Origin of the sequence: Bradyrhizobium sp. AUGA SZCCT0283 (assembly GCF_018130385.1) — a bacterium.
Taxonomy (GTDB): domain Bacteria; phylum Pseudomonadota; class Alphaproteobacteria; order Rhizobiales; family Xanthobacteraceae; genus Bradyrhizobium.
In genome coordinates this window covers 134,811-157,122 of sequence record NZ_JAFCLU010000003.1, presented here as the reverse complement: position 1 = coordinate 157,122, position 22,312 = coordinate 134,811, and the positions used below count along the sequence as shown (strand labels likewise).

The following is a 22,312-nucleotide window of genomic DNA, read 5'->3' as shown; positions in this document are numbered from 1 at the left end:
ATGAGCAAGCCCTCAATACGCAGCGGCCAGTTGATCGCGCCGTTCGGAGTTGGCTCACTGTGTGAGGTTGATGGTCAGTCGTTTTTCGTTCGGGGTACGGGGCGCTGGAACAGAGGCAGGAATCTCGAAGACCTCGAACTGCGTGCCCTGACGAGCCGATTGCGCGCGGGAGTAACGCTTAAGCGCCCAGTGTATTCCGTAGCCGTTTCACGTTTCCCCCGTTGGCACTTCTGTCCAGCGTGCCGCGCTATGGTATTTTGGGATGCCCAGCGGGATCAGGTAGCGCAGCCGTCAGATCCGATGCCAAAGCCGACCTGCGGGGATCCGAGGTGCAGAAGGCAGCGTCTCGTCCCGATGCGTTTTGTGGCTACTTGTGACGGAGGCCACCTGGAGGAGATCGATTGGTATTTTTGGGCACATAGGAGGTCGCAACGAGCCCATCATGGTTCTTGTGATCGGCGCACAGCGCAGCTTTCGTTTTTGGTGACAGGCCAAAGTGGCGGTGACTTCTCCAGCATGGAGATAGCCTGCAACTGCGGTGCGCGTTCTTCGTTGGAGGGCATCAGTGAGGGACCGCTACCGCAGCGGTGTACAGGTCGTCAGCCTAATGAGGCTCCAACAGCCTGCGTCGATCCCAACGATGCGCAAGGGCGTGCGTATTCGCTGCACATGGAGCCAAGAGGATCCAGCGCCTTGCATTATGCGTCGATCATTTCAGCGTTGGATATTTCAGTTGACGCCACTCAAAGCGATGCCATAGCAGCTTTAAAAGCCGATCCGACCTTCAAATCTTTGCTGGGCGTTGCAATCAACTTGGGTCGGGCTGACAATGCTATATTTGGCGGGCAACTCACTATGCTAGGTGACGCGCTCGGAGTCTCGGCGGAGTTAGCTTGGCAAGCGTTTGATGCCGAAGTCTTGCGGCATCAAAGCAGCGCCGCTGGCGGTCTGGGCGGTCCAGAAGATATTCGCCAGAGTGAAATTTTGGGTGATGAATTTCCAGTTTTGGCGGACGACATCGGAATTGTATCGCGAACGCTGGTTACTCGGCCTTCGCCACCGGGCGCTCGATACCAGCTCGGCACACTGTTAGAGAAAGTTGTACAAGTTGAGCGATTGCGCGAAGTGAGGGCCTTCCGCGGCTTTCAGCGTCGTAAGCCTACTGACGAAAATCCCATGATCACTCCCAGCCTCGGCCAGCCTGCACCCGTTTGGCTTCCTGCAATCGAAGTTATTGGGGAAGGCATATTCGTTGAGTTTTCGAGAACTGCTTTGAGGGCGTGGCTTGATATCAATAGGGAGGCAATCGCTGCCTTTACAAGCCAACAATTGCAGTCGGCCGAAACTCTTGGGCTTCCTGGCCGAATGGGTTTTGAAGCGAACCCAGTCTTTGTGATGGTGCATACTTTTGCGCACCTCCTTATAAACCAGCTTTCGTTTGATTGTGGTTACTCGTCTACGTCGCTTCGGGAGCGAATATATTGCGGACCGGCCGATGACCTTTATGCCGGCGTCTTAATTTATACGGCAGACTCAGATTCTGAAGGATCGATGGGGGGGCTAGTTGAGCTCGGGTCAGCGGGCCGATTTGCAGAGGTGGCTTATCGCGCAGTGTCGAGAAGTGAGTGGTGCTCCGGAGATCCTGTTTGCCGCGAACTAGAGGCGCAGGGAATAGACGGCTTGAACCGTGCCGCCTGCCATGCTTGTTCGCTTGTCGCAGAAACAAGCTGTACTTTCTCGAATGTTTTGTTGGACCGAGTTCTTGTTTCCGGTGACGGCCAGTTAAACGGTCGAAATGTTCGGGAACCAGTCGGTTTTTTCCGACCCATGATGGAACCTTGACGTGCGCTTCCCGGCCCTGAGCGATCTCGATCGAGAGCAACGTCGCATTTACGCGGAAGCCCCGAGTGATGGCGCGATATTAGTTATAGGAGCGCCTGGGACGGGTAAGACGATCATGGCCTTCCATCGGGCGAAGAAGCTGCATGAGCTCGGCCAACGCCCGAAGGTTATCATGTTCGGTAGCGTCTTGATGCAATACACGTCGGGTGGTTCGCGTCCCGACGGCGACTTTTCAATTTCCACTATGCACAACTGGGCAAAGCGTTGGTGGATGAACGCTTTTCGAAAGTGGCCACCTCGAGAGCTAGGTTCGCTCTTCGATATCGATTGGATAGAGATTTGTTCTAAAGGACTCGCTGCAGCAAAGGAAACGGCGGTAGCGCTCGACTGGGGGCACTTGGTTATTGATGAAGGTCAGGACTTTCCGCCAGAGATGTATGTCACGCTCGGTCTCCTGTCCAAGCAACTAGGAAAGGGGGGAGAAAAGCCACGCGTGACCGTTTTTGCTGATGACAATCAACGCCTCCAGATTCATCGCAACAGCGAGACTGCAGGAATTCGAAAGAGCCTGTTTATTACCGGCGACGTCAACCGTAATTTTTTGCTCAGAAAGAATTTTAGAAATACAAAGGAAATAGCTAAACTTGCAGGTCACTTTCAGGTCGGCCAGACTAGTGGTCAGGCAGAGCTTCCCGAACGGCGCGGCGATGTTCCCTCTATATTGATATGCGACAGTGATCAGGAGCTCTACGATTTTGTCGCGAGAAAGGTGAAAGGTAGTCCGGGCAAACAGATTGGTGTGATCGTGTGCGGGCCAAGTCGGGAGGTTACGCGAACTTATAACAAGCTGTCCATGCGCGTCGAAAGATCCAAAGCTAAAGCCAAGGTGCAGATGTATGTGAATGGCGATAAGAAACGACCTGCATCGTCACTGGATTTTGATTCCGCCGACACGGTCACAGTTTTGCATCAGCAATCTGCGAAGGGACTGGAGTTCGACATCGTTTTCTTTGTAGGTTTGCAGCGCATGGACCTTGGCATCTCCGGAGGAGTCAACGAAAGGATGGCGCTTTACGTCATGTGTTCTCGCGCCCGCTCCGAGCTCTTTCTGGCGTTTTCTGAGTTGGATGTTTCTGCACCTATGCCGACCGGCATGGCACTGATGCCGCCGCCATCGGCGAAACTGTGCAACTACGTTGGTGTCGGAGGTTTTGACGGGACCGTCGAAAAGGTAATTGCAGGAGTAGAGTGGCTTGCACCAGTTTTCAACGATTGAGGAGCGGAGGCATGACGGCCTCGCCTAGTAAGCCAACGCTGCTAGTTCCTATGCACGCCGATAATTGGGCTTTGGCGTTGGCGTCGGGTTATGTTGGTCCAAGCCTTCGCAGCGATCCGGCAGTTGACATACAAAACCTGGCTGGCGGATCAGTTCTAGCGTTTCCGGGCGATGTCGTACCGGCATGGGCAATTAATTATGGCGAGGGTGGCCCTCGCGTCTTGTTGGAAGTGGAAGCGACGAGTAATGCACAAGACGGACCAGGCGGGGTCGTGCTTTTGCCGGATATAGTTCGCGCGACCCGAATAACTCTTGTTCGGTTCGCCGACGAGGAACAGCAGCGCAATTTCGTGACTTCTTATTCTCTCTTTCCAGACGTTCCCGTCGCTCTGGTACCGTCTGTGATTGGAGGCTTTTCGATAGATAGCACCGCCCACCAAGTGCCGAAAATTGATGGAACACCCATCGACATCGAAGCGCGGCGTGCTATCGAGTACTTTGCTGGATGGGTAGGCGGCCTTTTTGACGAATTGTTGGCGGGAAAGCACGAGGCTGCTATCCGGCAACACCTTCGACAGCCTGGAGATAAGCCGGCTGCATTAGGATCATCATTGCTTCAGTCACTTCATTCATCGGCGTCCGCTCTTGATCGAGCTATTTGGGGAACTGTGATCGAGGTTTTATCGGAACGAGCAGCGGCTCATGGATTTGATAAATCGGAAGTACTACAACAGGTTGCACAGCGGCTCGAAGAGTCGCGGGTCGAAGATTTGGAGGGCGCACAAGCGTGGATCTCGATCTGCACAAAGGTTGTTAGGGCATCGATCGACCCTCCACCGCTCGACGACCAACGACATATTGGTCAGCGTGCTGCTTTGGCGGCTCTACTATCACCCGATCCAAGATCAGCAGCATCTCTTGCCGAGACCTTGGGTGCGGGACCAATCGTTCAGTCTCTCGCAATGGTTGCAGCTCGCGCTTTCGACGGTTTGTCCCGCCTGGATTCCAGCAGAAAAAATACCGTCGCCCGCTTGGACGCCATTCTAACAACAGCCGAAGCGATAACTTTGGGCTCCGGCGTGGACGCATCGTTCACGCCGCGGAGGTTTACGCAATCGTTTGGGTCTCGAGACGCGCTTCTGATTGACGGAAAAGAAGCATTCACACGAGAGCTTGAGCCGCGTTCTTACGGCCCTCTGTTAAGCGCTCGCGCTGCAGAGGCAGGGATCAAGTTGCAAATTGATCCTGATCAGGGTGGAATTTATTTCGTACCGTCAACTAAAAATAATCTTAAGATATTCGTGGAGGAAGACCCCGCTTCAACCGAGAGTGATCCGATCGTGCGCTTCCTTATTCCTCTTGGAATTATTGGAGCTCGTTCTGGAAGTAAACTCCAAGCTTACCTCAATGCCGCATGGAAGACTGGCTGCGCAGTTGGGGTGCGCGATACCGTTGAGGGTCGCTTAGCATGCGCGTTTGCCTCGCAACCAACCGCAACGCTCGACCGAGATGAATTTTCATTTCATGTTAGTCGACTCTTGGCATTTACAGCGTCAATGGGCACAAAGCGAAAACGTTCGGTCAAGGCGCCGCCGAAAGACTAAAGGAAGAGCCCGCGATCTGGTCCCGCTCTCTCGTTCACAATGCCCATAAGCATTTCTCCTAGTGCCTCGGCGAGCAGTGGCGGGACTGCGTTTGCTACCTGAGTGAATCGCGGCACCTCGTGCCGCCGCCGTTTCCCACCAGTAGTGTACTTCCCTTGAAAAGCAAACCAGTCTGGAAAGCTCTGCAGTCGGGCGTTCTCGCGAACTGTAAGGGTTCGCGGTTCGTGGTAATGGATTAGGTCATCGGGCATGCTAGTGATGGTGGGAGACGGACGCGCAAGATCCATGACTCGGGTAGCCTTCTTTTTGAGCCCAAATCGCTGGCGCATGTCGGCCGATAGTTGGACATGAAGCCGCTCTGCCTTTGTGCAGGCTTTTATGATCCGTCCAAACCTTTCGATGATTTCAGGGTTGTGACGTGCGACGCGTGTATCGGGGATTGGACCGACGTGCCCGTCCTTCATTAGTTGCTGGTAAGGAGTTAATGGTTTGGATCCCGTGATGGCGTCGAATCCAGCGCTGTCGGGACTCGGCTTCAGTCCGCTCTTGGTGATCTCCAGGTCCGAAATCGCTGCGCCGCTTCCAACGCTTTGCGCGATGTCTCGCTTCTTACGAAAGGAAGGTAAGCTGGCCGCGAGTCGGGCAAAAGGATCGACGTTCTTGCCAAATTCGCCGAAATAAGATTTCGAAAGGCCGATTATGATAAAGCGACGACGGACCTGCGGAATACCGAAATCAGGCGCGCTGACGAACGACGAAAAAACATAGTACTGTTTCGAAAGGAGTACCTCGAATTCCGCGGCAAAGTTCCGCGGAGAGTGTCCTGGTCGGTCCGCAATAAAATCAAATGTTATGCCTGGGACGTTCTCTATGAGAACAACTTTGGGTTTGATCGTTTTGACAAAATCCAGATACCGCTTGAACAGCCGGTTACGAGGATCGCGTCGAATCCGCCGACCGGCACTTGAAAATCCTTGGCAAGGCGGCCCCCCAGCCAACAAGTCGACCTTGCCACGCAACTTAACTAATTCACGCGGATGCCGCTTTAGTACGTCCTCGATCGACAATGGTTGCTGTTCAAGCCAGGCTGGCCAGTCGAAGCAAACGCTTCGACGCTTGCCCGTCAAGTTCTCCTGGATGGTAGCAAAGGCCATTGGGTCCTTCTCGACGGCGAACAGGCCCTTCCAACCCGAACGCAGAAGGCCAAGGCTAAGCCCTCCGCAACCGGCAAAAACATCCACGAACGTGCGTTTCTCTGTGAATGGCTGATTAGGCTGAAGGCAACGGGGAGGCCCCGCCGGTTGCCGGGCATTTCTGGAACAACGGGTTTGACCTAGAAAGCCTTCAAGCCTCCTTGCCAAACGCTCTTGGTCCTTAAGCTCGCATTCCCATATCGTTGCTACGTTCCAACCTGCCTCGATAAGCAACTTGTTGTTGCGCTCATCGCGTTCCCGGTTATTTGCGAACTTCGCCTCCCAATATGGACTCCTGGATTTCGGCACGTGGCCAATATCGCATTCGTGGTTGTGCCAAAAGCAGCCGTGGACGAAGATCGCCTTCTTTCGCTTTCGGAAACAGATATCGGGGCGCCCCGGCAGGTCTCGAGCATGCAATCGAAATCGATAACCTAGGCCGAAAAGAATCCGTCGAACGGTCAGTTCGGGCTTGGTGTCCTTGCTTCTGATCAGTGCCATTCGGGCACTGCGCTGTTCGCTGGTGAGCGTGTCCGTCAATTCTGTCCCCTTGGAAAGCGTTGCTCTTCGCTAGGTCACGCTAGTGGGGATAGATATCACAGCGTTCTTCGTTTTCGCGGCGAGCTACAGATATCCCCGAACCTATTCGTTTAAGTGCAGTCGGCGCCCTTCGTCGTTCGAGGTTGAACTCATCTACGGGGGCATAATTCACGTTTTGCAGATTCGAACCAGGCTCGTCTCGTCATGAAGAGAGCTACATGATGAAAAGAATCGATGGCGCTGCATTCCAAATCACCTTCAACGAAGGTATTATGGTATGCTTTCCGGCGAGTTCAAGTAATGAAGATCCAAGGGCATTTCGATGTCGTACGTGTCCATTGGTGGCGGCGCAGGACCGCGCAAGCGGCGGGGCAGGGCAATCGCGCACCGGGAGCGCAGTTGACCTCGCCCACAACGGTTCCTGTCGGTATCTCGCGCTTGTACCTTGGCTGCGGGGAAAGGAGTTATCGAGGAAGACAATCTCGTCGATGACGTTAATGACAATGACGCGCTGTTTTAGCGTGATGAACGCGCGATTGTAGCCCTGCGTAGCCCCGATGTCGCTTTTGCTGAAGAATTCGCCAGTCCATGGGGCTACAAAATCTCAGAAGCCTTTGATTTTGCTGGTGCCGGTTGAGAGGATTGAACTCCCGACCTTCGGTTTACAAAATCCAGGCCTGGGGTCTCTGGCCCTCCCATGGGATATCAGGTCTGTTGTAAAAATCGTTAATCTCACAATCACTTCCCCCTGTTTTATTCTCTAGGCGTATCCTAAAGTAACAAGGCTTAACCCCTCTCCATGTTACTCCGGGGTTACTTTTCATGACGAAAGTGCTGACAGCCCCAGGCCGTATCCAAGCTCAAGCCCAGCGGTCATCTGCCGCGGGAGGTGGCCGACTCCTCCGTCCCTGGCCTGTATTTGGTCATCTACCCATCGGGCAAGAAGTCCTGGGCCCTCAGATTTCGCAGGCCAGCGGACAGGCGGACTAGCAAGCTGGTGCTGGGCAGCGTGAGCACGGTGGCCGATGACAGGCGCGATCCCGATCCGGTGGTTGGCGGTCACCTCACGCTGGCCGGAGCCAGACGACTGGCCGCCCTCTTGAAGCACGAGATCGCGACCGGCAGGGACGTTGCCGCGGAGGCCCAAGCGAAGAAGCGCAGCGTCGCGCTGTTGGCGGAGAACACGTTCTCTGTCGCCGCCGCCGATTTCATCACGCAGCACGCCAAGAAGAAGACGCGGCGGTGGCAGGAGCAGGCCAAGCTGCTCGGGCTGCGCGAGGTCGACGGCAAGCTGGAGCTGATCGAGAGAGGCCTGGCGGCGCGCTGGCAGGACAAGCCCCTGGGCGAGATCGACGCGGACTTGGCATTCCGCCTGATCGAGGAGGTCAGGCACAAGGGCGTGATGGGCCTTAAGCGCAATAACGATGAGCCGTCGGAGCCTCGGGCCAGGGCGATGCATTCCGCGCTGTCCAAGATGTTCAACTGGGCGCTGGAGAAGCGGCGCGTCGGCCAAAACCCGCTGGATGCGCTGAAGCGCCCGTCCGCGCCCAAGGCCAGGGACCGGGTGCTCGATGACAGGGAGATCACCAAGCTGTGGCGGGCCACTGGGCAGGTGAGCAAGCCCTTTGACGCGGCGGTCAAGCTCTTGTTGCTGACCGGCTGCCGGTTGAACGAGGTAGCGCAGATGGAGGTCGGAGAGCTGAGCGACGACCTGTCCATGTGGACCATTCCTAGTGAGCGAACCAAAAATGGTCGCGTGCATCAAGTGCCATTGTCTCTGCTGGCTAGAGCCATCATCGCCAAGACGGAGCGGTTGGATGGCTGCAAGTTCGTGTTCAGCACCACTGGGACGACGCCCATCTCCGGCTGGTCGAAGACGAAGGCGAGGCTGGATGCCAGGATGGAGGGCGTGGCGTCGTGGAGGATTCACGACATCCGGCGCGGTGTGGCCACCGGCATGGCGGAGCTGGGCATTGCGCCCCACGTCATAGAGCTAGTTTTGAATCACGTTTCTGGAGCGCGAGGCGGCGTGGCCGGCATCTACAACCGGGCCGTGCAGATGGCGGAGCGACGCGCCGCGCTGGAGGCCTGGGCCAAGCACATCGAGGGACTCGTCGGACATGTTTCCAGCGCCGGTTAAGTACCCAAAGCCGCCGAAGTGGCGCGATGAGCCGGAGGTGCTCAAGCTCGTCACGCGCTGGTTCGATGAGCATGAATATAGTGAGGTGATGGCGATCGCGGCGGCAGATGACGGCGGCCCTGTCGCGATCCCGCGGCGCCGTGACCTTCGCGACCTCGCCAGGATGCTCAGGAGCGGCGAGGAGATTAATCGGCACGACGGGATGCACTTTGCGGGTCTGGTCGAGGAGCTGATCGAAAAGCAGCAGAAGCGAAAGCGAGGCAGGCCACCAAAGCCCAAGGAAGAGCGTCGCTCCGTCTCCATTTTGCCGGACGCCAAGGCGTTGTGCTTGGCGGTGATCGACTTCTTGAGGCTCAACTACCCGAAGGAAAGTGCCGGCGTCATCAGGGATCGGGCGATCCTGTGGACCGTCGAGAAGATGGCGACATACGAGGTGGGCGGAATCAATCCGCTGACGGAAAACAAGCTGCGCAACTACATGGCCCGCTCCAAGCGCGACCCGCGAGTTCTCTAGGGGCCCAATAATCCTCATTTATGGGCCGATGACCGCCACGGCAATACGAATTAAATGTGTGTGCATGCGCAACCTTACGAGAAGGGGCGGGCACCATGACCGACACGATTCTGACCAACATATTCGAGGACCCGCGCTGGCGCCCAATCGGGCGAAGACTGTACTCCGCAGAGATCGACGGCCGGAAGATCGGGGGCGTGCTCGCGACCTACAACAAGCGCTACGGCAACTATGCCTTAAATCGCACTGAGTATGAGCGATTGATGTCAGCCAAGCGCGAGGGGAAGGTCGATACGGCCTTTGTGATTGCGGTGATGAACAACGGCACAGGCCGGTACGAGTTTCGCAGAGCAGTCTATGCGGAAGAGCTGCACGCGAAACTTCTTAAGAAGCCCATCATCGACGGCAGCTTCGGCCCATTTTAGGCGCTTGAGCAATACGATCTCGAAGATAAGGATGCACCGTGGTGACGACCGCAACCAGTTTCTCCGCGACGACCAAGGGGTTCAAGGGTTCTCCCCTGAACCCTTGAAAGATCGCGCTATGCGTCTTCCCAACCTGTGGTTGTGTGTGCTTAGACTTGCCCAAACTCCTTTGGGGAGGTCTAGGCGATGCGCACCACAGAGCTATCTCGCGTCAGCAGAGCGGCAGAGGCCAGGAGCATCAAGCGGGCCATTACCGCCTCCTATCTGGCCACGGTCAGACGAGGCAACTGGAGAAGGTGCTCAAGGCGGCATGGCCAATGGACGAGGGCGCGCTCTACCTTCTTAGGGGCGCGGTATCACAGACCACATCTGCGGACTACCCAGCCATCGACCAGGCCGGGACCTTCAGCAGCCTCGCGCCGGGGAGCGCCGCGTTCAAGCTGTAGCCGCGCCAAAATTTTTCACCGGAACGTCTCCTGGGGAGCTTCGTAGCCGGGCGCTAGGTGGGCGCTCCCGCATCGGTTAGCACCCAAAAATGGCGCTTATGACGCGCCGCTATTTGCGAGTTTGCAGGAAAGGCAATTTCCAAACAAAATCAATGCCGCTCGCTGTGCCAAGACCAATCCAAAGGTCGTGATCGGCCGCCGGACCGCCGAGGTTTGGCTCAGGCGCGGCGCGGCACAGCTCATCGTGAACAACCGGAAATCGCGCCGGGAACGGGAATTTTGCGACCGGAGACCAAGGGCCGAAATCGCCGCACTTCCGCGAACGGAGACAGGGATCGGTCAAAGCGCAAACGAAAAACCCCGCCAGTATCGCCGGCAAGATCCACCAAGGATCACAAGATCATCGGCTATATCGCGGAATTCAACGGCGATTGGTATTGATCTCAAGGAAGTACGGGTGATCGGCGATGAGGCGTAGCGGGTCTTTCTCGACAGTCTCTGCAAAATGCCAAAACAGCGGACTGGGTGGTGGGCGCACCAGGGCTCGAACCTGGGACCCGCTGATTAAGAGTCCAGACGATTGCATTTGAGATCAATGGCATAAGAGCAAACTTTGTTTTTAGGCCCTAAAAAAACGACGCACCGATTGCCATGGTCGCGACAAGCAAATTCCTGTCCAAAAACAAGTTCCTCATCTCGCAGCTCGTTTCCGCGATGAGCAGGCAGCCGTGGCACGCGGCACCAGTCCCGGATTGGCAATCTCTACGAATGGTGATAAAATTTTGTGCGCTTGTCACATACTGCAGTAGGAGGCGCTTATGGCAAAGAAAACAGGGAAAAAAACAAAAAGGGAAAAGAAGGCAACACTTACTGAGGCGTTCGGAAGAATTCGCTCCGACAGGAATTTGGCAATGCGGTTCACGCAAGAGCCAGAAACGATTCTGAAAGAGCTGGGCGTGCCGACCGCACGCCTGTTGATTCAGAAATATCCTGCGGACCGACCTCCACCGCCTGCCTCAGCGAGGGCAGGTTTGACGGTCTGCGGGAGTCTTGGTTACATCATATGTGTAACCGTTGGAGACGGCGGCAATGGAAACGGCGATCCAGGGCCGCCCATGGGGCCGGATCCGGAGCCGGAGCCGTTAGAACCGGAGATACCCTGAGCCGCTATGAGCGCAACCGCGACCATATGTGACGCGCAAAGGATTTCTCTGATGCCTGCGAAATTCAACGAAGATGACATTAGCAGAATGGCTGACGAATTGGCCGAGTTCGCAACGAGCCCTCAACTCCTGAGCGCACTTGAAGCTGTTCGGCAGAGTCCTTCGGAAGTTGAAGCGCTCTCAGAGGCCAGAAGGGTTGCATCGCTCGACTATTTGATATCGAGAGGTCTTAAGCCTCCGGCTACCTTTCGAATTACCACGCGATACTTCGAACCGCCAGAACTCGCCCCGTTGGCTGACGCACGCGAAAATCTTCCCCTCGTCGCGTTCGAAAACGGCAGACTCACTGTGACGTCATGTAATGGAGTCGTAAGTGTAGAAGAAATGGTTCAAATGAGCGATGTCACAGTGAAACCGCGCGGGGTCATCCGAGTTGAGATTAAGGATGCGATCAACAGTATCGGCCAGTTTGTTTGTCAACCCGAGTTTCAGGCGATGCTATCGGAACTCTACGCTCTCGACGAGACCGCTCGGCCGAGCTTCGTTCTTCGGGTAGTCCTGAACGAGGGGGAACGCAAGAAACGTGGAATTGCAGTTCCCAACGGGATGGTCATTCAGCGCTCGACGTTTGCCGACGACCGTCCCACGCTGTTTTGCGTGACGCAACACACACCCTTGGCGTGGCCCTGGGACAAGGTCACGGTGACGTTCGATCAGCCGGCCCTACTAAGTAGAGCTGCCAAGCACTAATGCGGCGGAAATTGACACGACCGCGGTCGCTTTATGCAACGGATTCTGATCGTTACTCCTCACACGCTTTCGTGCGGCGAAGCGATTACAGCGATCCATGTCGCTAATCACCTTGCCCGGCATGGATGGCAGGCTAACTTTCTTGCGTCACCCAACACCGCAAAGCTCATTCCACCAAAGTTCGAAACCCGTTTGCTTGCAGGTGACCTGAAGGAGAACCAAGTCGTATGGGTTCAGACTGTGCGGCGGCTCAAACCGAAACTCGTCCTCTTTGCCGATTATCCCCTTCTTGCCCTGCAGGCCGGGAGCGTTCCCCTCGCAAACGAGGCATGGATTGAGAGTCTTGAGCTGCTTGATGCGGCGCTCCTTACCTTGGATCATCTGGATCTCGCCCACGCGGACCGTTTACCCTCCCTGCCGCCACCGAATCGGATGGGGATCCTGTTGCCCTGCCCGATTCACAATCCCAGCCGACAGGCAGGACCAAAGCTCGCCTTATTCCGATATTGGACGCCACCCGCGACACTGGATTCTGACCGGCGCTCGGCGCTTCGTGCGCGATATCTTGGATGCTCCCGCGGATTACTAGTATTCCATGCCGTACCACGGTGGACGCAGTTCATGGCGACCATAATGAATCAACCTTTGTACAATTTCTTGCCGAAGCTGCTCATCCGTTACCTGGCCGGAATGCCCGACCCTATCACCGTTGTTTCAGTCAACGACGGGACACTCCTTCCTTCACTGACCGTAAATGATCTAACGATTGTCAATCTGCCAAACATGCCTCCCAACGAGTTCGAGGAAACGCTCGCGTGTTCGGATCTGATGCTGTCAGAAAATTGTTTCTCCGTTAGTCTCGGCAAGGCTGTCTGCTCGCTTGTGCCCGCAGTCCTATGGCGACACACGCTCAATCCTATTGACGTTCTGACCTCGGAGGACGATTTAGTCAGCTCAGTCGCGGCGGAGATGATCCTCCACAACCCGAAAAGTCTAAATCCCTGGCTCGCGTTTCCGAGCTTTGATCCGAGCCTGGTGAGCGCGTTCAACTCATTAAAAGATGAGCCAGCGATTCAGTGCCTTGAAATTTTCGGTGGCACCTCGACGCATCGGGCGATCCGCGCGCTGCTCACCGATGAGCGCGAACGCGAAATGTTCCGAGCGAGGCAACTTGCCTACCGGGAACGGGTTTCTGAACTCCCGACACCTCTGGAAGCGATCCAAAAGCTGACCGGTTGTTAAATTGGGCTCGCCGTTTGTTAACCACGGGATGGCTCGCGTGTGACCCAGGAACTCTAAGCCCTACTGGTATCCAGTATGGCGCGCTCGCGCATCATTTTCGATTCGCCTTTCGATTTCATGGGTGGTCCCACCGATTGGCAAAGATACGTGGAGATGACTTGTGCTCACCATGGCTACGATTGAGAGTTTTGCTAAGGCCAACAGGGTGATGAGCGATTTCGATCGCCTAATTCATCTTCAATGGGCGGTGTTCTGCGTCCTCTCGGCCAATGTTGAAGGTTCTTTCGTCGAACTCGGTTGCAATGCAGGCAAAACGGCCGCCTATCTCGGACTACTGCTCGACCACTTTGGTCAGCGTGACCGCAAGTTTCACGTTTACGACTCGTTCGAGGGACTTCCACGCCGATCGAAACATGACGACTTCCTTAAGGCAGGACAGCTCGCGGCGAGCCCCGATCAAGTCATTAGTGAGTTTGCCAGGCGTGGCCTCGCACCCCCATCGATTCATCCCGGGTGGTTCGAGCAGACGCTCCCGCAACAACTGCCCGAGCAAATAGCCTTCGCCTACCTTGATGCGGACTTCTACGAATCGACCAAGGTCGCGCTAGAGACCGTTTACCCTCGTCTCTCGCGTGGGGCTCTTCTGGTCGTCGACGACTATGGCGACCGGATTGCGAATCCGCGCGCATGGGACGTTTTCAAAGGGGTAAAGATCGCGTGCGACGAGTTTATCAGGGGCAAGGCCGAGCGCTTTCAAGTTCTCTGCGCGACGAACGACCTCGCGTTTGGCCTTCTGCAGAAGATGTGACCTGCGAGGTGATGACTAGCGGTAATCCTGCGTCCTACGCTGCTAACCCAAGACGCAGGGCGCCGCGTAGAGCCATATTGCCAGGCATTCGTCCTAACACTACTTTGGCAGATTTATTCATGCTGCTTTTCGCTGCAAATCCATTTTCTGCAGTGCGGGCATCGCTGCGGCGGTGGTCGAGCTATGAGTTCGAGGATGGCCTCGCGCACGGCGGGCAATGTCAGTCGCGGCGGCAACCCGTTGATTCTTTTTTTCCCGCCTTGCTGTTTTGAGCCGGCGATATTGGAGGAAAGCGTAGGCGATCATCGTCATGAGCGCATGATGGTGAAGGCCCTGCCAGGATCGGCCCTCGAAGTGATCGAGACCAAGTTCTTCTTTCAGCTGCTGGTGAGCCTGCTCGCAAATCCATCGCGCCTTGATGGTGGCCGCTAGGGTGCGCAGGTCAGTCTTCGCCGGCAGGTTGGCAAGATAGTATTTCTTCTCTCCCGACATCCTGTGTTCGCCGATGAGCCAAGCCTCGTCGCCGGGCAGATGTTGCTGACCCTTGTCCCTGATCCGCTGCGGCGGTCCGTCGGCAACTCGCACGCGGACCGCAGCAAAACGAGCCTTGAGCTTTCCTTTCGTGCCGGTGCGCCAACTGATGGTGCGCCATCTGGCGTTGGCCAGCATGTCTTCGGCCGGTATCGATAGAATTTCCGGGACGTGCCGCTGGCGGGGACGACCGCGCCTAGCAACCGGCCAGATCATCCGCACATCGGCAGGGTAAACCTTGAGGTGCCGCGGAATGCCGACCGCCCAGGTCAGTTTGCGAGCAGTGAGCCCTTGGCGGAACGGCGCACTTAGCCCATAACCGGCATCCGCCAGCACGCAGCCGAAGCGCACACCGGTCGTGATGACACGATCGATCTCTGCCAGAGCCTGCTCCGGCTTCGTCCGAGGCCGTTCGATATTCGGTTGGAACACCCGCTCGCTTCAGCCGACCTTGATTGCTCGTCCAACTCTCGGGAAGAAACAATCGCAACCCAAGCATGACTGGTACTTCGCCGCGCGCAAGCGTCAGCGATACCAGGGTCTGGCAATTGGCGGTCTTGCCCAGCGCCGAAGCATATTGCGGAGCAACACCCACCGAATGCGTGCCTTTCTTGGGTATCGCAGTGTCGTCAATCACCAGCACGGCATCGTCGCCGCCAACGAGCCGATCTGCTTGGATAAGCAGTTCTGTTTCCACTGGCGTTGCATCCCAGACCCCGGCGGCAATGAAGTGGTGCAATTGGTCGCATTCGCCGAGTGCTAGCCGCTTCGCCATCGGCTGAATCCTCTTGCGATCGCCAGGACCGATCAGTCCCGACACGTAGAGCGGGCACATTTGTCGCCGTGCCTGGTGACCAAACCGATCTAGAAACGGCTTGAGCCAACGGCCAAGCTCGTCTCTCCAATCCGACGTTCTGCTAACCATGGTCGGCCCCTCCAAAAAGCCGACCACCCATGAGTCACAGAAAAACTGATTTGGGAATCCCGTGCCCGCGAAAAATCTGCCAAAGTAGTGCTAATATTCGTAGCCGTTTTGGCTCAGAGCTGCAGGCTTCAGTCCATGCGTTGCCATCGTTGTCGCTACCGGCTAGTAGGTAGCGCCGCGGGGGAGGATATTGAAGCTACGGTGTGTTAACCATGGGACGGCTTGCGTCAATAGCGCACGATACCTGAACTGGCTTCCGCGAACCTCGCTATGACTTTGGACACTCCTAGAATGCGTGCCGTCATCGGTCTGCTCCCGGCGGCAGGCCTCGGGACACGCCTGGCCCGTCACTGGCCTAAAGAACTCGTGTCCCTCTCGAGGACGCGCTCCGAGCCAATCTGCACGCTTGCATTGCGGGCCATGAAATGTGCCGGCGCGGAGCGAGTTGTGGTGGTCATCGCCCCGCAAAAGCAGTTGATCCGAGACGTTTTAGGAAACGGTGCTAAATTTGACCTCAGTCTGGAGTACGTGATTCAGCCTGAGCCGTTGGGGCTGCCCAATGTGATAGCCTCCGCCCGGGATCATCTCGGCGATGATAACGTTGTTTTTGCCTTGCCCGACACGATCTTCTTGCCAAGCGATGCCCTTCGTATCGTGCATGCTGCCCGGCTCCGATCAGGAGCAGACGTGATGCTTGGTGTTTTCCCGACAAGTCAACCCACTCACCTGGCGCCGGTACGGATGAGGGGGTCCGTGGTCACTAGCATTCTTGACAAACCGACCAAGACGGCGCTTCGCAATACCTGGGGAATCATAGCGTGGGGCGCGGAATTCACGAGATACTGTTATCAATATGACAGGAAGGCGCGGGTCACCCGGGAGGGGAACCTAAGCAGTGTCATGGACGCTGCGCTCCAAAATGGTCTGAAGATCGTCGCACGCCGATTTTCGCAAGGTGCCTTCTGTGATGCGGGCACGCCGGATGGTTTACGAGCTGCGCGAAGTCTCTGGAGCGCGCACCACTCAGACCTTACCAATAGGCGCAGAACGTGCTGATCGCGCAATTGCGGTCACGCCTGTGTGTACCGAAAACCTTATCCGAATTGATGACGTGATGGAATCGCCTAAGCTGGCGGAATGATCGGGCTGCTCTGTTTCGCTCTGGCCGTCCTGGCCTCGCCATTCAAGTCGAAGTTACGGCTTGAAGCTGAGAACGCGGTGCTTCGACATCAGTTGATTGTCTTGAGGCGCAGGCTGAATGGTCGCATCCGGCTCACGAACCATGATCGCTGGTTCTTGATCCAGCTGTATCGCTGGTTTCCATCAATCCTGAAGGTTCTCACAATCATCCGGCCCGAGACGCTCGTGCGTTGGCATCGGGCCGGTTTTCGCTGCTACTGGCGTTGGAAATCGCATCGACGGGGAGGGCGACCGCGGATCGATATGGAGCTGCGCGTATTGATTCGGCGGATGAGCGTCGAAAATCCGTTTTGGGGCGCGCCACGCATTCACGGCGAACTGCTCAAGCTCGGGTTTGAGGTCGCGCAGTCGAGCGTCGCCAAGTACATGGTCAAACGGAGGGGGCCGCCCAGCCAGGGATGGCGAACCTTCTTGCATAACCACGCGCCGGATATTGCCGCCATGGACCTGTTCGTTGTTCCGACTATCGGTTTCGACCTGCTCTATGCCTTAGTCATCGTCCGGCTCGGCCGCAGAGACCTCGTCTGGACCAACGTCACAGCAAATCCGACGGCCGAATGGGTTGCACGTCAAATAACGGAAGCATTTCCTTGGGACGAGGCTCCGCGTTATATGATCCGGGACCGCGATCGGATCTACGGCAGCGTCGTCACCCGCCGATTGCGCGCCATGGGCATTCGGGACAAGCCGATTGCACCAGCCTCGCCCTGGCAGAATGGCTTTGCCGAACGGCTGATCGGATCGATCCGGCGTGAGTGTGTGGACCACATCATTGTCTTGGGCGAGATGCATTTGCGTCGCGTCCTGAAATCCTACGCCGACTATTACAATTTCGTCAGAACGCATCGATCCTTGAACAAGGATGCGCCGGTTTCTCGCCCGGTTCAGCGAACCGGTGTGATCAGTTCACGCGCCATCCTGGGCGGACTTCATAACCATTACGCCCGTGTTTAAGTTTTCGGCACACACACCGGTAAGAACCCTCAGACCGCAAAACTTTACGATCGCACAGGTGAGTCTGTGACACTGAAGGAAGTTGAACGAATTATCATCTGAAATCGAATTGAAAAACCTCTGCAGTCGTTCAAAACGCAGCGGAGCCGGCGCTCCTACTCTTGAGCCGAGCATTCGGTACGGGCGACGGGTTGGAAGATTTCAGCGGCTCGATTAAGTGTCGGGTGTGTACCGAATAACGCCGTATCGATATTAGAGACTAGCTCCCGAAAGTCCGGCCTCAAGTATTGCTCGCACAATACTCAACTGTCAGTCGCTTGATCCAAGTCACGGCGGAGCACCGATAGAACGGAGCGTAGCCAACATGATCGGATGAATAGCCACGCAGATCGCCTGCTACACAGGAGTCATCCAGTTTACTTAAGGCTTCGTGGCCCAGAACGTTCCGTCTAATAACATCGACCCAATGAAAACTTTTGATTGCATAACCTGTCGGCGCGCAGAAGCGTATCGGGGCAACCTGTTGCCTTACACAATGCGAGCTTCTGCTCCCTAAGCCTCTACTTCCTGAGACTTTCAGCTCAACAGTCATCTCTTTCGTTTCACACTTCTGTCCCTGAGCCGACGCCGGATTGATCGACAGAACCAACAGGCATGCCACGATAATCTGATAAATCATGTCCATCCTCGGCACTAAAGCTCGGAGTGAGCCAGGGATTTGGTGGGGTATATCACAAGTCGTCAGACATTAGTGTAATAATGGACCGCCTGCCGGCGCAGATCCCCGCCGCTAGCAAGCTTGATGTGATATCTATTGATATATGGGCGATGCTGCCGCAGGTGGGGGTATCCATTGCGTCATACAGCATCAGCCAGAATTGCGGCACCAACGCTCGCCTTTCGAGGCCCAGCCCCGAAGCCAGAGCCGGTCCCGGTTGTCTGAACAGAATCCCCGCATCGATAAGTGGGGTTTCTGCCGGGGTTAGGCCGCCAAGCGGAATGGCGGTTGATTGAAGTAGGCTTGATCCGGGGTGGCGCCGTCAAGGCTCGAATGGGGTCGGCGGCCATTGTAAAATTCGAGGTATCGGCCAATCGAGCTGCGTGCCTCGCCGACGCTTTCGTAGGCCCGCAGATAGACCTCCTCGTATTTGACGCTGCGCCACAGCCGCTCGACGAAGACGTTGTCCCGCCAGGCGCCTTTGCCGTCCATGCTGATGGCGATGCCATTGCTGGCGAGCACGCCGGTGAAGGCCGCGCCGGTAAACTGCGAGCCCTGGTCCGTGTTGAAGATTTCCGGCTTGCCGTGACGAGCCATGGCATCCTCCAGCGTCTCGACGCAGAAAGCTGCTTCCATCGTGATCGACAACCGCCACGACAGTACCCGGCGAGTCGCCCAATCGAGCACGACAGCGAGATAGACAAAACCACGCGCCATCGGGATGTAAGTGATGTCCATGGCCCAGACCTGGTTCGGCCGCGTGATCTCCATGCCGCGCAGCAGATATGGATAGATCTTGTGACCGGGTTCGGGCTTCGTCGTGCGCGGACGGCGATAGAGCGCCTCTATCCCCATCCGCTTCATCAGCGTCTTCACATGCCGGCGGCCGATCTTGCACCCCTGCAAAGCCAGCAGGCCGCGCAACATCCGCGAACCGGCGAAAGGGAACTCCAGATGTAGCCGGTCGAGATGCCGCATGATCGCGAGATCGGCATCCGGAACCGGGCGCGGCAGATAATAAACGCTGCCGCGGCTGATCTGCAGAACTTCCGCCTGCCTGGTGATCGACAGATCGTGCTTGCGGTCGATCATCGCTTTGCGCTCAGCAATCCCGCCTTGGTGAGCGCTCCTTCTAAAAAATCGTTCTCCAGCGTCAGTTCCCCGATCTTGGCGTGCAGCGATTTCACGTCGACCGCCGATTGCTCCGTTCCGGCGCCGCCGGCACCGAATGCATCGGCCGCCTTGCTTTCCAGCTGAGCCTTCCACGTCGTGACCTGATTGGGGTGGACGTCGAACTGCTCGGCAAGCTGCGCAACGGTTCGATCACCCTTGACGGCGGCAAGCGCCACCTTCGCCTTGAAGGCCGGTGTGTGATTCCGGCGTGCTCGTCTACTCATCGTCGCTCCTGATTCGCAGGCACCAGCGTGCCCGCTGTCAGGCAGAAACTCCACTTATCGCCCTGTCCAGAATTCCGGGACCGGCTCTGCCGCGCCAATTGGCTAGATTTGCAACTCGAGAATTTTCGCATCGTGGCCGCGGATGCGTAACGGCCGAGCCGGCCGATACTCCGCTTCCCTAAGACACGATTGATGGTGCGCTGTGCCAGGATAGGGAAGCAGCGTAGGAAAATTAACGCCGGTACTTCAACTCTGTCCCAACCACGCAGTTCACTGCTCGCATTTCGATTCGCTCTTCCAGACGCAGGCGTAATTTCTGGCTCTTGTGTATGCGGCGTGAAGGTGTGCCACTTCATCTTCCGCCTTGCTCAAGGCTCTGCCCTTTAAATCTAGGGCCGTTCTTGTAGTGTTATACGCGGCCTGCAACGTTCCCTTTTGCAATTTCTGTCTAGTATCAGCCAGCTTGTCGTCGAGCGCTTTAACTGATTTTGCGATACCATCAATCGCTGAACGGCTCGAATTGATGGTGTTTTGAGCGCCAGTCAAAGCGGAATTTGTTTCGTTGACCGCCTTCTTAATTGGCTCGCACAGGGGATTAGGAGCTGATCTCACTCCTGGGCCGACGGGTTGAACGCACACCGGTCCCACCCATCTGTCACATCGCGGGGGCGTCGGCACGAGCACGGAGGGAGCGCATGCGGCCAGCCTCGCCGCATGTGAGGTTGCACTACTGCGAAGTTGATTTACCTGTGTTGTGGCTTGTTGAATACCATTCTCCAAATTAACGCGCTGCTTATCCAGCTCATCCCTCGTTGATTTATACGTATTCCCAACAAACTCATTAGCATCGTCTAACGCTTTCTTCGCCGCGTGATTTGCTTTTTGCGCCTCCTCATTGCCTGCTTGGGCGGCCTGGAGAGCTTGTTTTGACTTCGTAAAAAGTTTCTCAACGCCATCTCCATATTTTAGGAACATGGCGAATAGCTCGTCGAAAATATTCTTTTTCACTCTCATCTTATTGTAGAGTTTCGCTACGAAGACACAGTCCCATCCCATGCTTTTTAATTTGCTTCCATCTTGATCATTCGCCTTCTCCCAAATCCAATCGGACTTGATTGATCTATCTCCTGCTGCCGGACAGTGAAGTATGATCTTTGATCTAACAGTCGGCGTAGGGCCATTAGCCAACAATTGGTAGAACGGATCCCAGGGCACTCGCGTCGCAATAGCCGTCGCGGATAATCTTATTGTCATCAAATCAGCCCCGTCAGAAACGCCGAGTTTCATAATATCGGGCAGAAGGGATTCTGGGTCAGGGAGGTCTGGCAGATTATTCATCTGCATTGAGGGATTTAAGATCATCATGCGAATCAAAACGCGAATTGCATCGAGGTGCGTCGGGAAATGTTTCGCGTCTACTGTAGACATTAGGACGAGAGGGTTTGTTCCGGCAACAAAGACGCCACCTGGGATTGCTAGAACTGCGCCCTTGGCAGCGCTGATTAGTCCGCGCGACTTTAGATCCCAGGCTGCAAGTCGCGGAGGGAATGACGTTTTCACGGCATCGTTCACTGCAGAAAAATCCAAAGTATCCCACGGACGAAGCGCGCATTTACCCCCATAACGTCCGTCAATTGCAAAACCAGGATCTTCGTCTGAATTGAGATGGCCCAGGTCGTCCGTGCATACCCTCGGCCACTCAATTTTAATACAGTCCTGGGTTGGTTCTCGATTGACATCAAACGTGCATAGTTTTGTGTTCTTGGATTCGTTATCAAGCCACCTAAGCCACCTGTTGTACCGATTCACATCCCTTGTTCTGAGAGTGTAGAGTAGGACACCCAAATTCATATCCGGGGAGAACCCATAGGCGCAGTTGTCGTTAAATAGCTGTTTTTTGTTGGATTTCGCGAGAGCAGCGCACCGTGCATTGCTCATCCAAAGTCGATGCGGCGAGCGAAACCAACGTCCGCTTCCGTCCTGGGCCCGCTCTACGGCCGCGCAACCTTCCGAGTCGCCTGCTGCGCACAAAAGTCCGTTGTAAGTTGTTTGATCGCCATCGTCGCAAAGCCCGCCCGGATCCGATGCGTCGACATCCTTGGCATCTCGGTCTCGTGGATGCGTGCAGCCGTTGGTCCCCTTGAGACATAAGTTGCCCTTGGATGGAAATGCTGCGTATTTCCCAGGTGCAACCTTACAGTAATCGCCTTTCCATGATGCAATTAACTCATCGGGGATCGGATCGCCGACATTGTCGATCGGCCAAGAAGGAAGTAAGCCGGTCCTGAAGGGATTGATGTCTTTTGCGAAAGCTTCGGTTGAACAAATAGCCAAGAGCGCCATTGCGAGGTACGTGAGCAAAGTCCTCATCTGGGATTCTCCGGATTAACCGTTACTTTGATGAACTTCCCGGGACGGGACGGCTGTTTTTGTGGTCCGTTGCGTGCAACCCGGTCCGAGGGTAACATAGCTGGTTCCAAACTGTCCGGTTTTCCTCGGCATCTCCGCAAGATCGCCTCGCGGCCTCATACTCCTTCAAGATCCCGATGATCTGCTCTTCCGAAAAGCGGGCTGCGCTTGGCAGGTTCGATCAATTCGCACGCTTCCAAATTACGTCAACTACGTCTCCAACCGATGGACGAAC

At 56.0% G+C, this 22,312-nt stretch carries 15 protein-coding genes and 1 pseudogene; 12 read left to right on the top strand and 4 right to left on the bottom strand.

The window, feature by feature from the left end:
• Genes drmB through JQ624_RS06250 form a run of 3 tightly spaced genes read left to right on the top strand, consistent with a single transcriptional unit; the run spans position 1 to position 4,722 of the window.
• On the top strand, positions 1-1,842 hold the full coding sequence (drmB, locus tag JQ624_RS06260) for a DUF1998 domain-containing protein (RefSeq protein WP_212417981.1): 1,842 nt from the start codon (positions 1-3) through the stop codon (positions 1,840-1,842).
• A 1-nt stretch (position 1,843) separates the two neighbouring features.
• Positions 1,844-3,118 (top strand): AAA family ATPase, encoded by a 1,275-nt coding sequence (locus JQ624_RS06255; protein ID WP_212417980.1) that lies wholly within the window; start codon positions 1,844-1,846, stop codon positions 3,116-3,118.
• 11 nt (positions 3,119-3,129) lie between these two features.
• Entirely contained in the window at positions 3,130-4,722 is a 1,593-nt protein-coding gene (locus JQ624_RS06250; RefSeq protein WP_212417979.1) for a hypothetical protein, read from the top strand.
• On the opposite strand, the gene vsr is transcribed toward JQ624_RS06250, so the two are convergent.
• Entirely contained in the window at positions 4,719-6,455 is a 1,737-nt protein-coding gene (gene vsr, locus JQ624_RS06245) for a DNA mismatch endonuclease Vsr (RefSeq protein WP_312014383.1), read from the bottom strand. The genes JQ624_RS06250 and vsr overlap by 4 nt on opposite strands.
• Positions 6,456-7,332: 877 nt before the next feature.
• On the opposite strand from vsr, the gene JQ624_RS06235 reads away from it, so the two are divergent.
• The 7 genes from JQ624_RS06235 (at position 7,333) to JQ624_RS06205 (ending at position 13,943) form a co-directional block, all read left to right on the top strand.
• Positions 7,333-8,595, top strand: a complete 1,263-nt coding sequence (locus JQ624_RS06235) for a site-specific integrase (protein WP_283816900.1) — start codon at positions 7,333-7,335, stop codon at positions 8,593-8,595.
• On the top strand, positions 8,576-9,109 hold the full coding sequence (locus JQ624_RS06230; RefSeq protein WP_212417977.1) for a hypothetical protein: 534 nt from the start codon (positions 8,576-8,578) through the stop codon (positions 9,107-9,109). The genes JQ624_RS06235 and JQ624_RS06230 overlap by 20 nt, the downstream gene beginning before the upstream one ends.
• 95 nt (positions 9,110-9,204) lie before the next feature.
• Positions 9,205-9,534: a hypothetical protein gene (locus tag JQ624_RS06225; RefSeq protein WP_212417976.1), complete on the top strand. Its 330-nt coding sequence runs from the start codon at positions 9,205-9,207 to the stop codon at positions 9,532-9,534.
• Between the two features lie 1,264 nt (positions 9,535-10,798).
• Positions 10,799-11,143 (top strand): hypothetical protein, encoded by a 345-nt coding sequence (locus tag JQ624_RS06220; protein WP_212417975.1) that lies wholly within the window; start codon positions 10,799-10,801, stop codon positions 11,141-11,143.
• 51 nt (positions 11,144-11,194) lie between these two features.
• On the top strand, positions 11,195-11,893 hold the full coding sequence (locus JQ624_RS06215; RefSeq protein ID WP_212417974.1) for a hypothetical protein: 699 nt from the start codon (positions 11,195-11,197) through the stop codon (positions 11,891-11,893).
• A 33-nt stretch (positions 11,894-11,926) separates the two neighbouring features.
• Positions 11,927-13,135 carry a DUF6365 family protein gene (locus JQ624_RS06210; RefSeq protein ID WP_212417973.1) on the top strand — a complete coding sequence of 403 codons (1,209 nt, stop codon included), beginning with the start codon at positions 11,927-11,929 and terminating at the stop codon, positions 13,133-13,135.
• A gap of 169 nt (positions 13,136-13,304) precedes the next feature.
• Entirely contained in the window at positions 13,305-13,943 is a 639-nt protein-coding gene (locus JQ624_RS06205) for a TylF/MycF/NovP-related O-methyltransferase (RefSeq protein WP_249129497.1), read from the top strand.
• A 117-nt stretch (positions 13,944-14,060) separates the two neighbouring features.
• On the opposite strand, the pseudogene JQ624_RS06200 reads toward JQ624_RS06205, so the two are convergent.
• A pseudogene (locus JQ624_RS06200) lies at positions 14,061-15,437 on the bottom strand (IS701 family transposase).
• Positions 15,438-15,690: 253 nt separating this feature from the next.
• On the opposite strand from JQ624_RS06200, the gene JQ624_RS06195 reads away from it, so the two are divergent.
• Together JQ624_RS06195 and JQ624_RS38445 are read left to right on the top strand one after the other, a co-directional pair.
• Positions 15,691-16,455: a sugar phosphate nucleotidyltransferase gene (locus JQ624_RS06195; protein ID WP_212417971.1), complete on the top strand. Its 765-nt coding sequence runs from the start codon at positions 15,691-15,693 to the stop codon at positions 16,453-16,455.
• A gap of 81 nt (positions 16,456-16,536) precedes the next feature.
• Positions 16,537-17,553 carry an integrase core domain-containing protein gene (locus tag JQ624_RS38445; protein WP_249129456.1) on the top strand — a complete coding sequence of 339 codons (1,017 nt, stop codon included), beginning with the start codon at positions 16,537-16,539 and terminating at the stop codon, positions 17,551-17,553.
• A 982-nt stretch (positions 17,554-18,535) separates the two neighbouring features.
• Here JQ624_RS38445 and JQ624_RS06185 read toward each other — a convergent pair.
• Positions 18,536-19,668 (bottom strand): IS3 family transposase gene (locus JQ624_RS06185; protein WP_212418192.1). Its coding sequence is split into 2 segments (ribosomal slippage): positions 18,536-19,413 and positions 19,413-19,668, totalling 1,134 coding nucleotides; the frame shifts between segments, so codons are not numbered across the junction.
• Between the two features lie 270 nt (positions 19,669-19,938).
• A complete protein-coding gene (locus tag JQ624_RS06180) occupies positions 19,939-22,038 on the bottom strand; it encodes a hypothetical protein (protein WP_212417970.1) in 2,100 nt (699 codons plus the stop codon).
• Positions 22,039-22,312 lie beyond the last annotated feature (274 nt).

Bases quoted from the DNA above. Each gene is read 5' to 3' on its own strand.
- drmB (WP_212417981.1), top strand. From the start codon at position 1: ATGAGCAAGCCCTCAATACGCAGCGGCCAGTTGATCGCGCCGTTCGGA.
- JQ624_RS06250 (WP_212417979.1), top strand. From the start codon at position 3,130: ATGACGGCCTCGCCTAGTAAGCCAACGCTGCTAGTTCCTATGCACGCC.
- JQ624_RS06230 (WP_212417977.1), top strand. From the start codon at position 8,576: ATGTTTCCAGCGCCGGTTAAGTACCCAAAGCCGCCGAAGTGGCGCGAT.
- JQ624_RS06225 (WP_212417976.1), top strand. From the start codon at position 9,205: ATGACCGACACGATTCTGACCAACATATTCGAGGACCCGCGCTGGCGC.
- JQ624_RS06220 (WP_212417975.1), top strand. From the start codon at position 10,799: ATGGCAAAGAAAACAGGGAAAAAAACAAAAAGGGAAAAGAAGGCAACA.
- JQ624_RS06215 (WP_212417974.1), top strand. From the start codon at position 11,195: ATGCCTGCGAAATTCAACGAAGATGACATTAGCAGAATGGCTGACGAA.
- JQ624_RS06210 (WP_212417973.1), top strand. From the start codon at position 11,927: ATGCAACGGATTCTGATCGTTACTCCTCACACGCTTTCGTGCGGCGAA.
- JQ624_RS06205 (WP_249129497.1), top strand. From the start codon at position 13,305: ATGGCTACGATTGAGAGTTTTGCTAAGGCCAACAGGGTGATGAGCGAT.
- JQ624_RS06195 (WP_212417971.1), top strand. From the start codon at position 15,691: ATGCGTGCCGTCATCGGTCTGCTCCCGGCGGCAGGCCTCGGGACACGC.
- JQ624_RS38445 (WP_249129456.1), top strand. From the start codon at position 16,537: ATGATCGGGCTGCTCTGTTTCGCTCTGGCCGTCCTGGCCTCGCCATTC.
- JQ624_RS06180 (WP_212417970.1), bottom strand. From the start codon at position 22,038: ATGAGGACTTTGCTCACGTACCTCGCAATGGCGCTCTTGGCTATTTGT.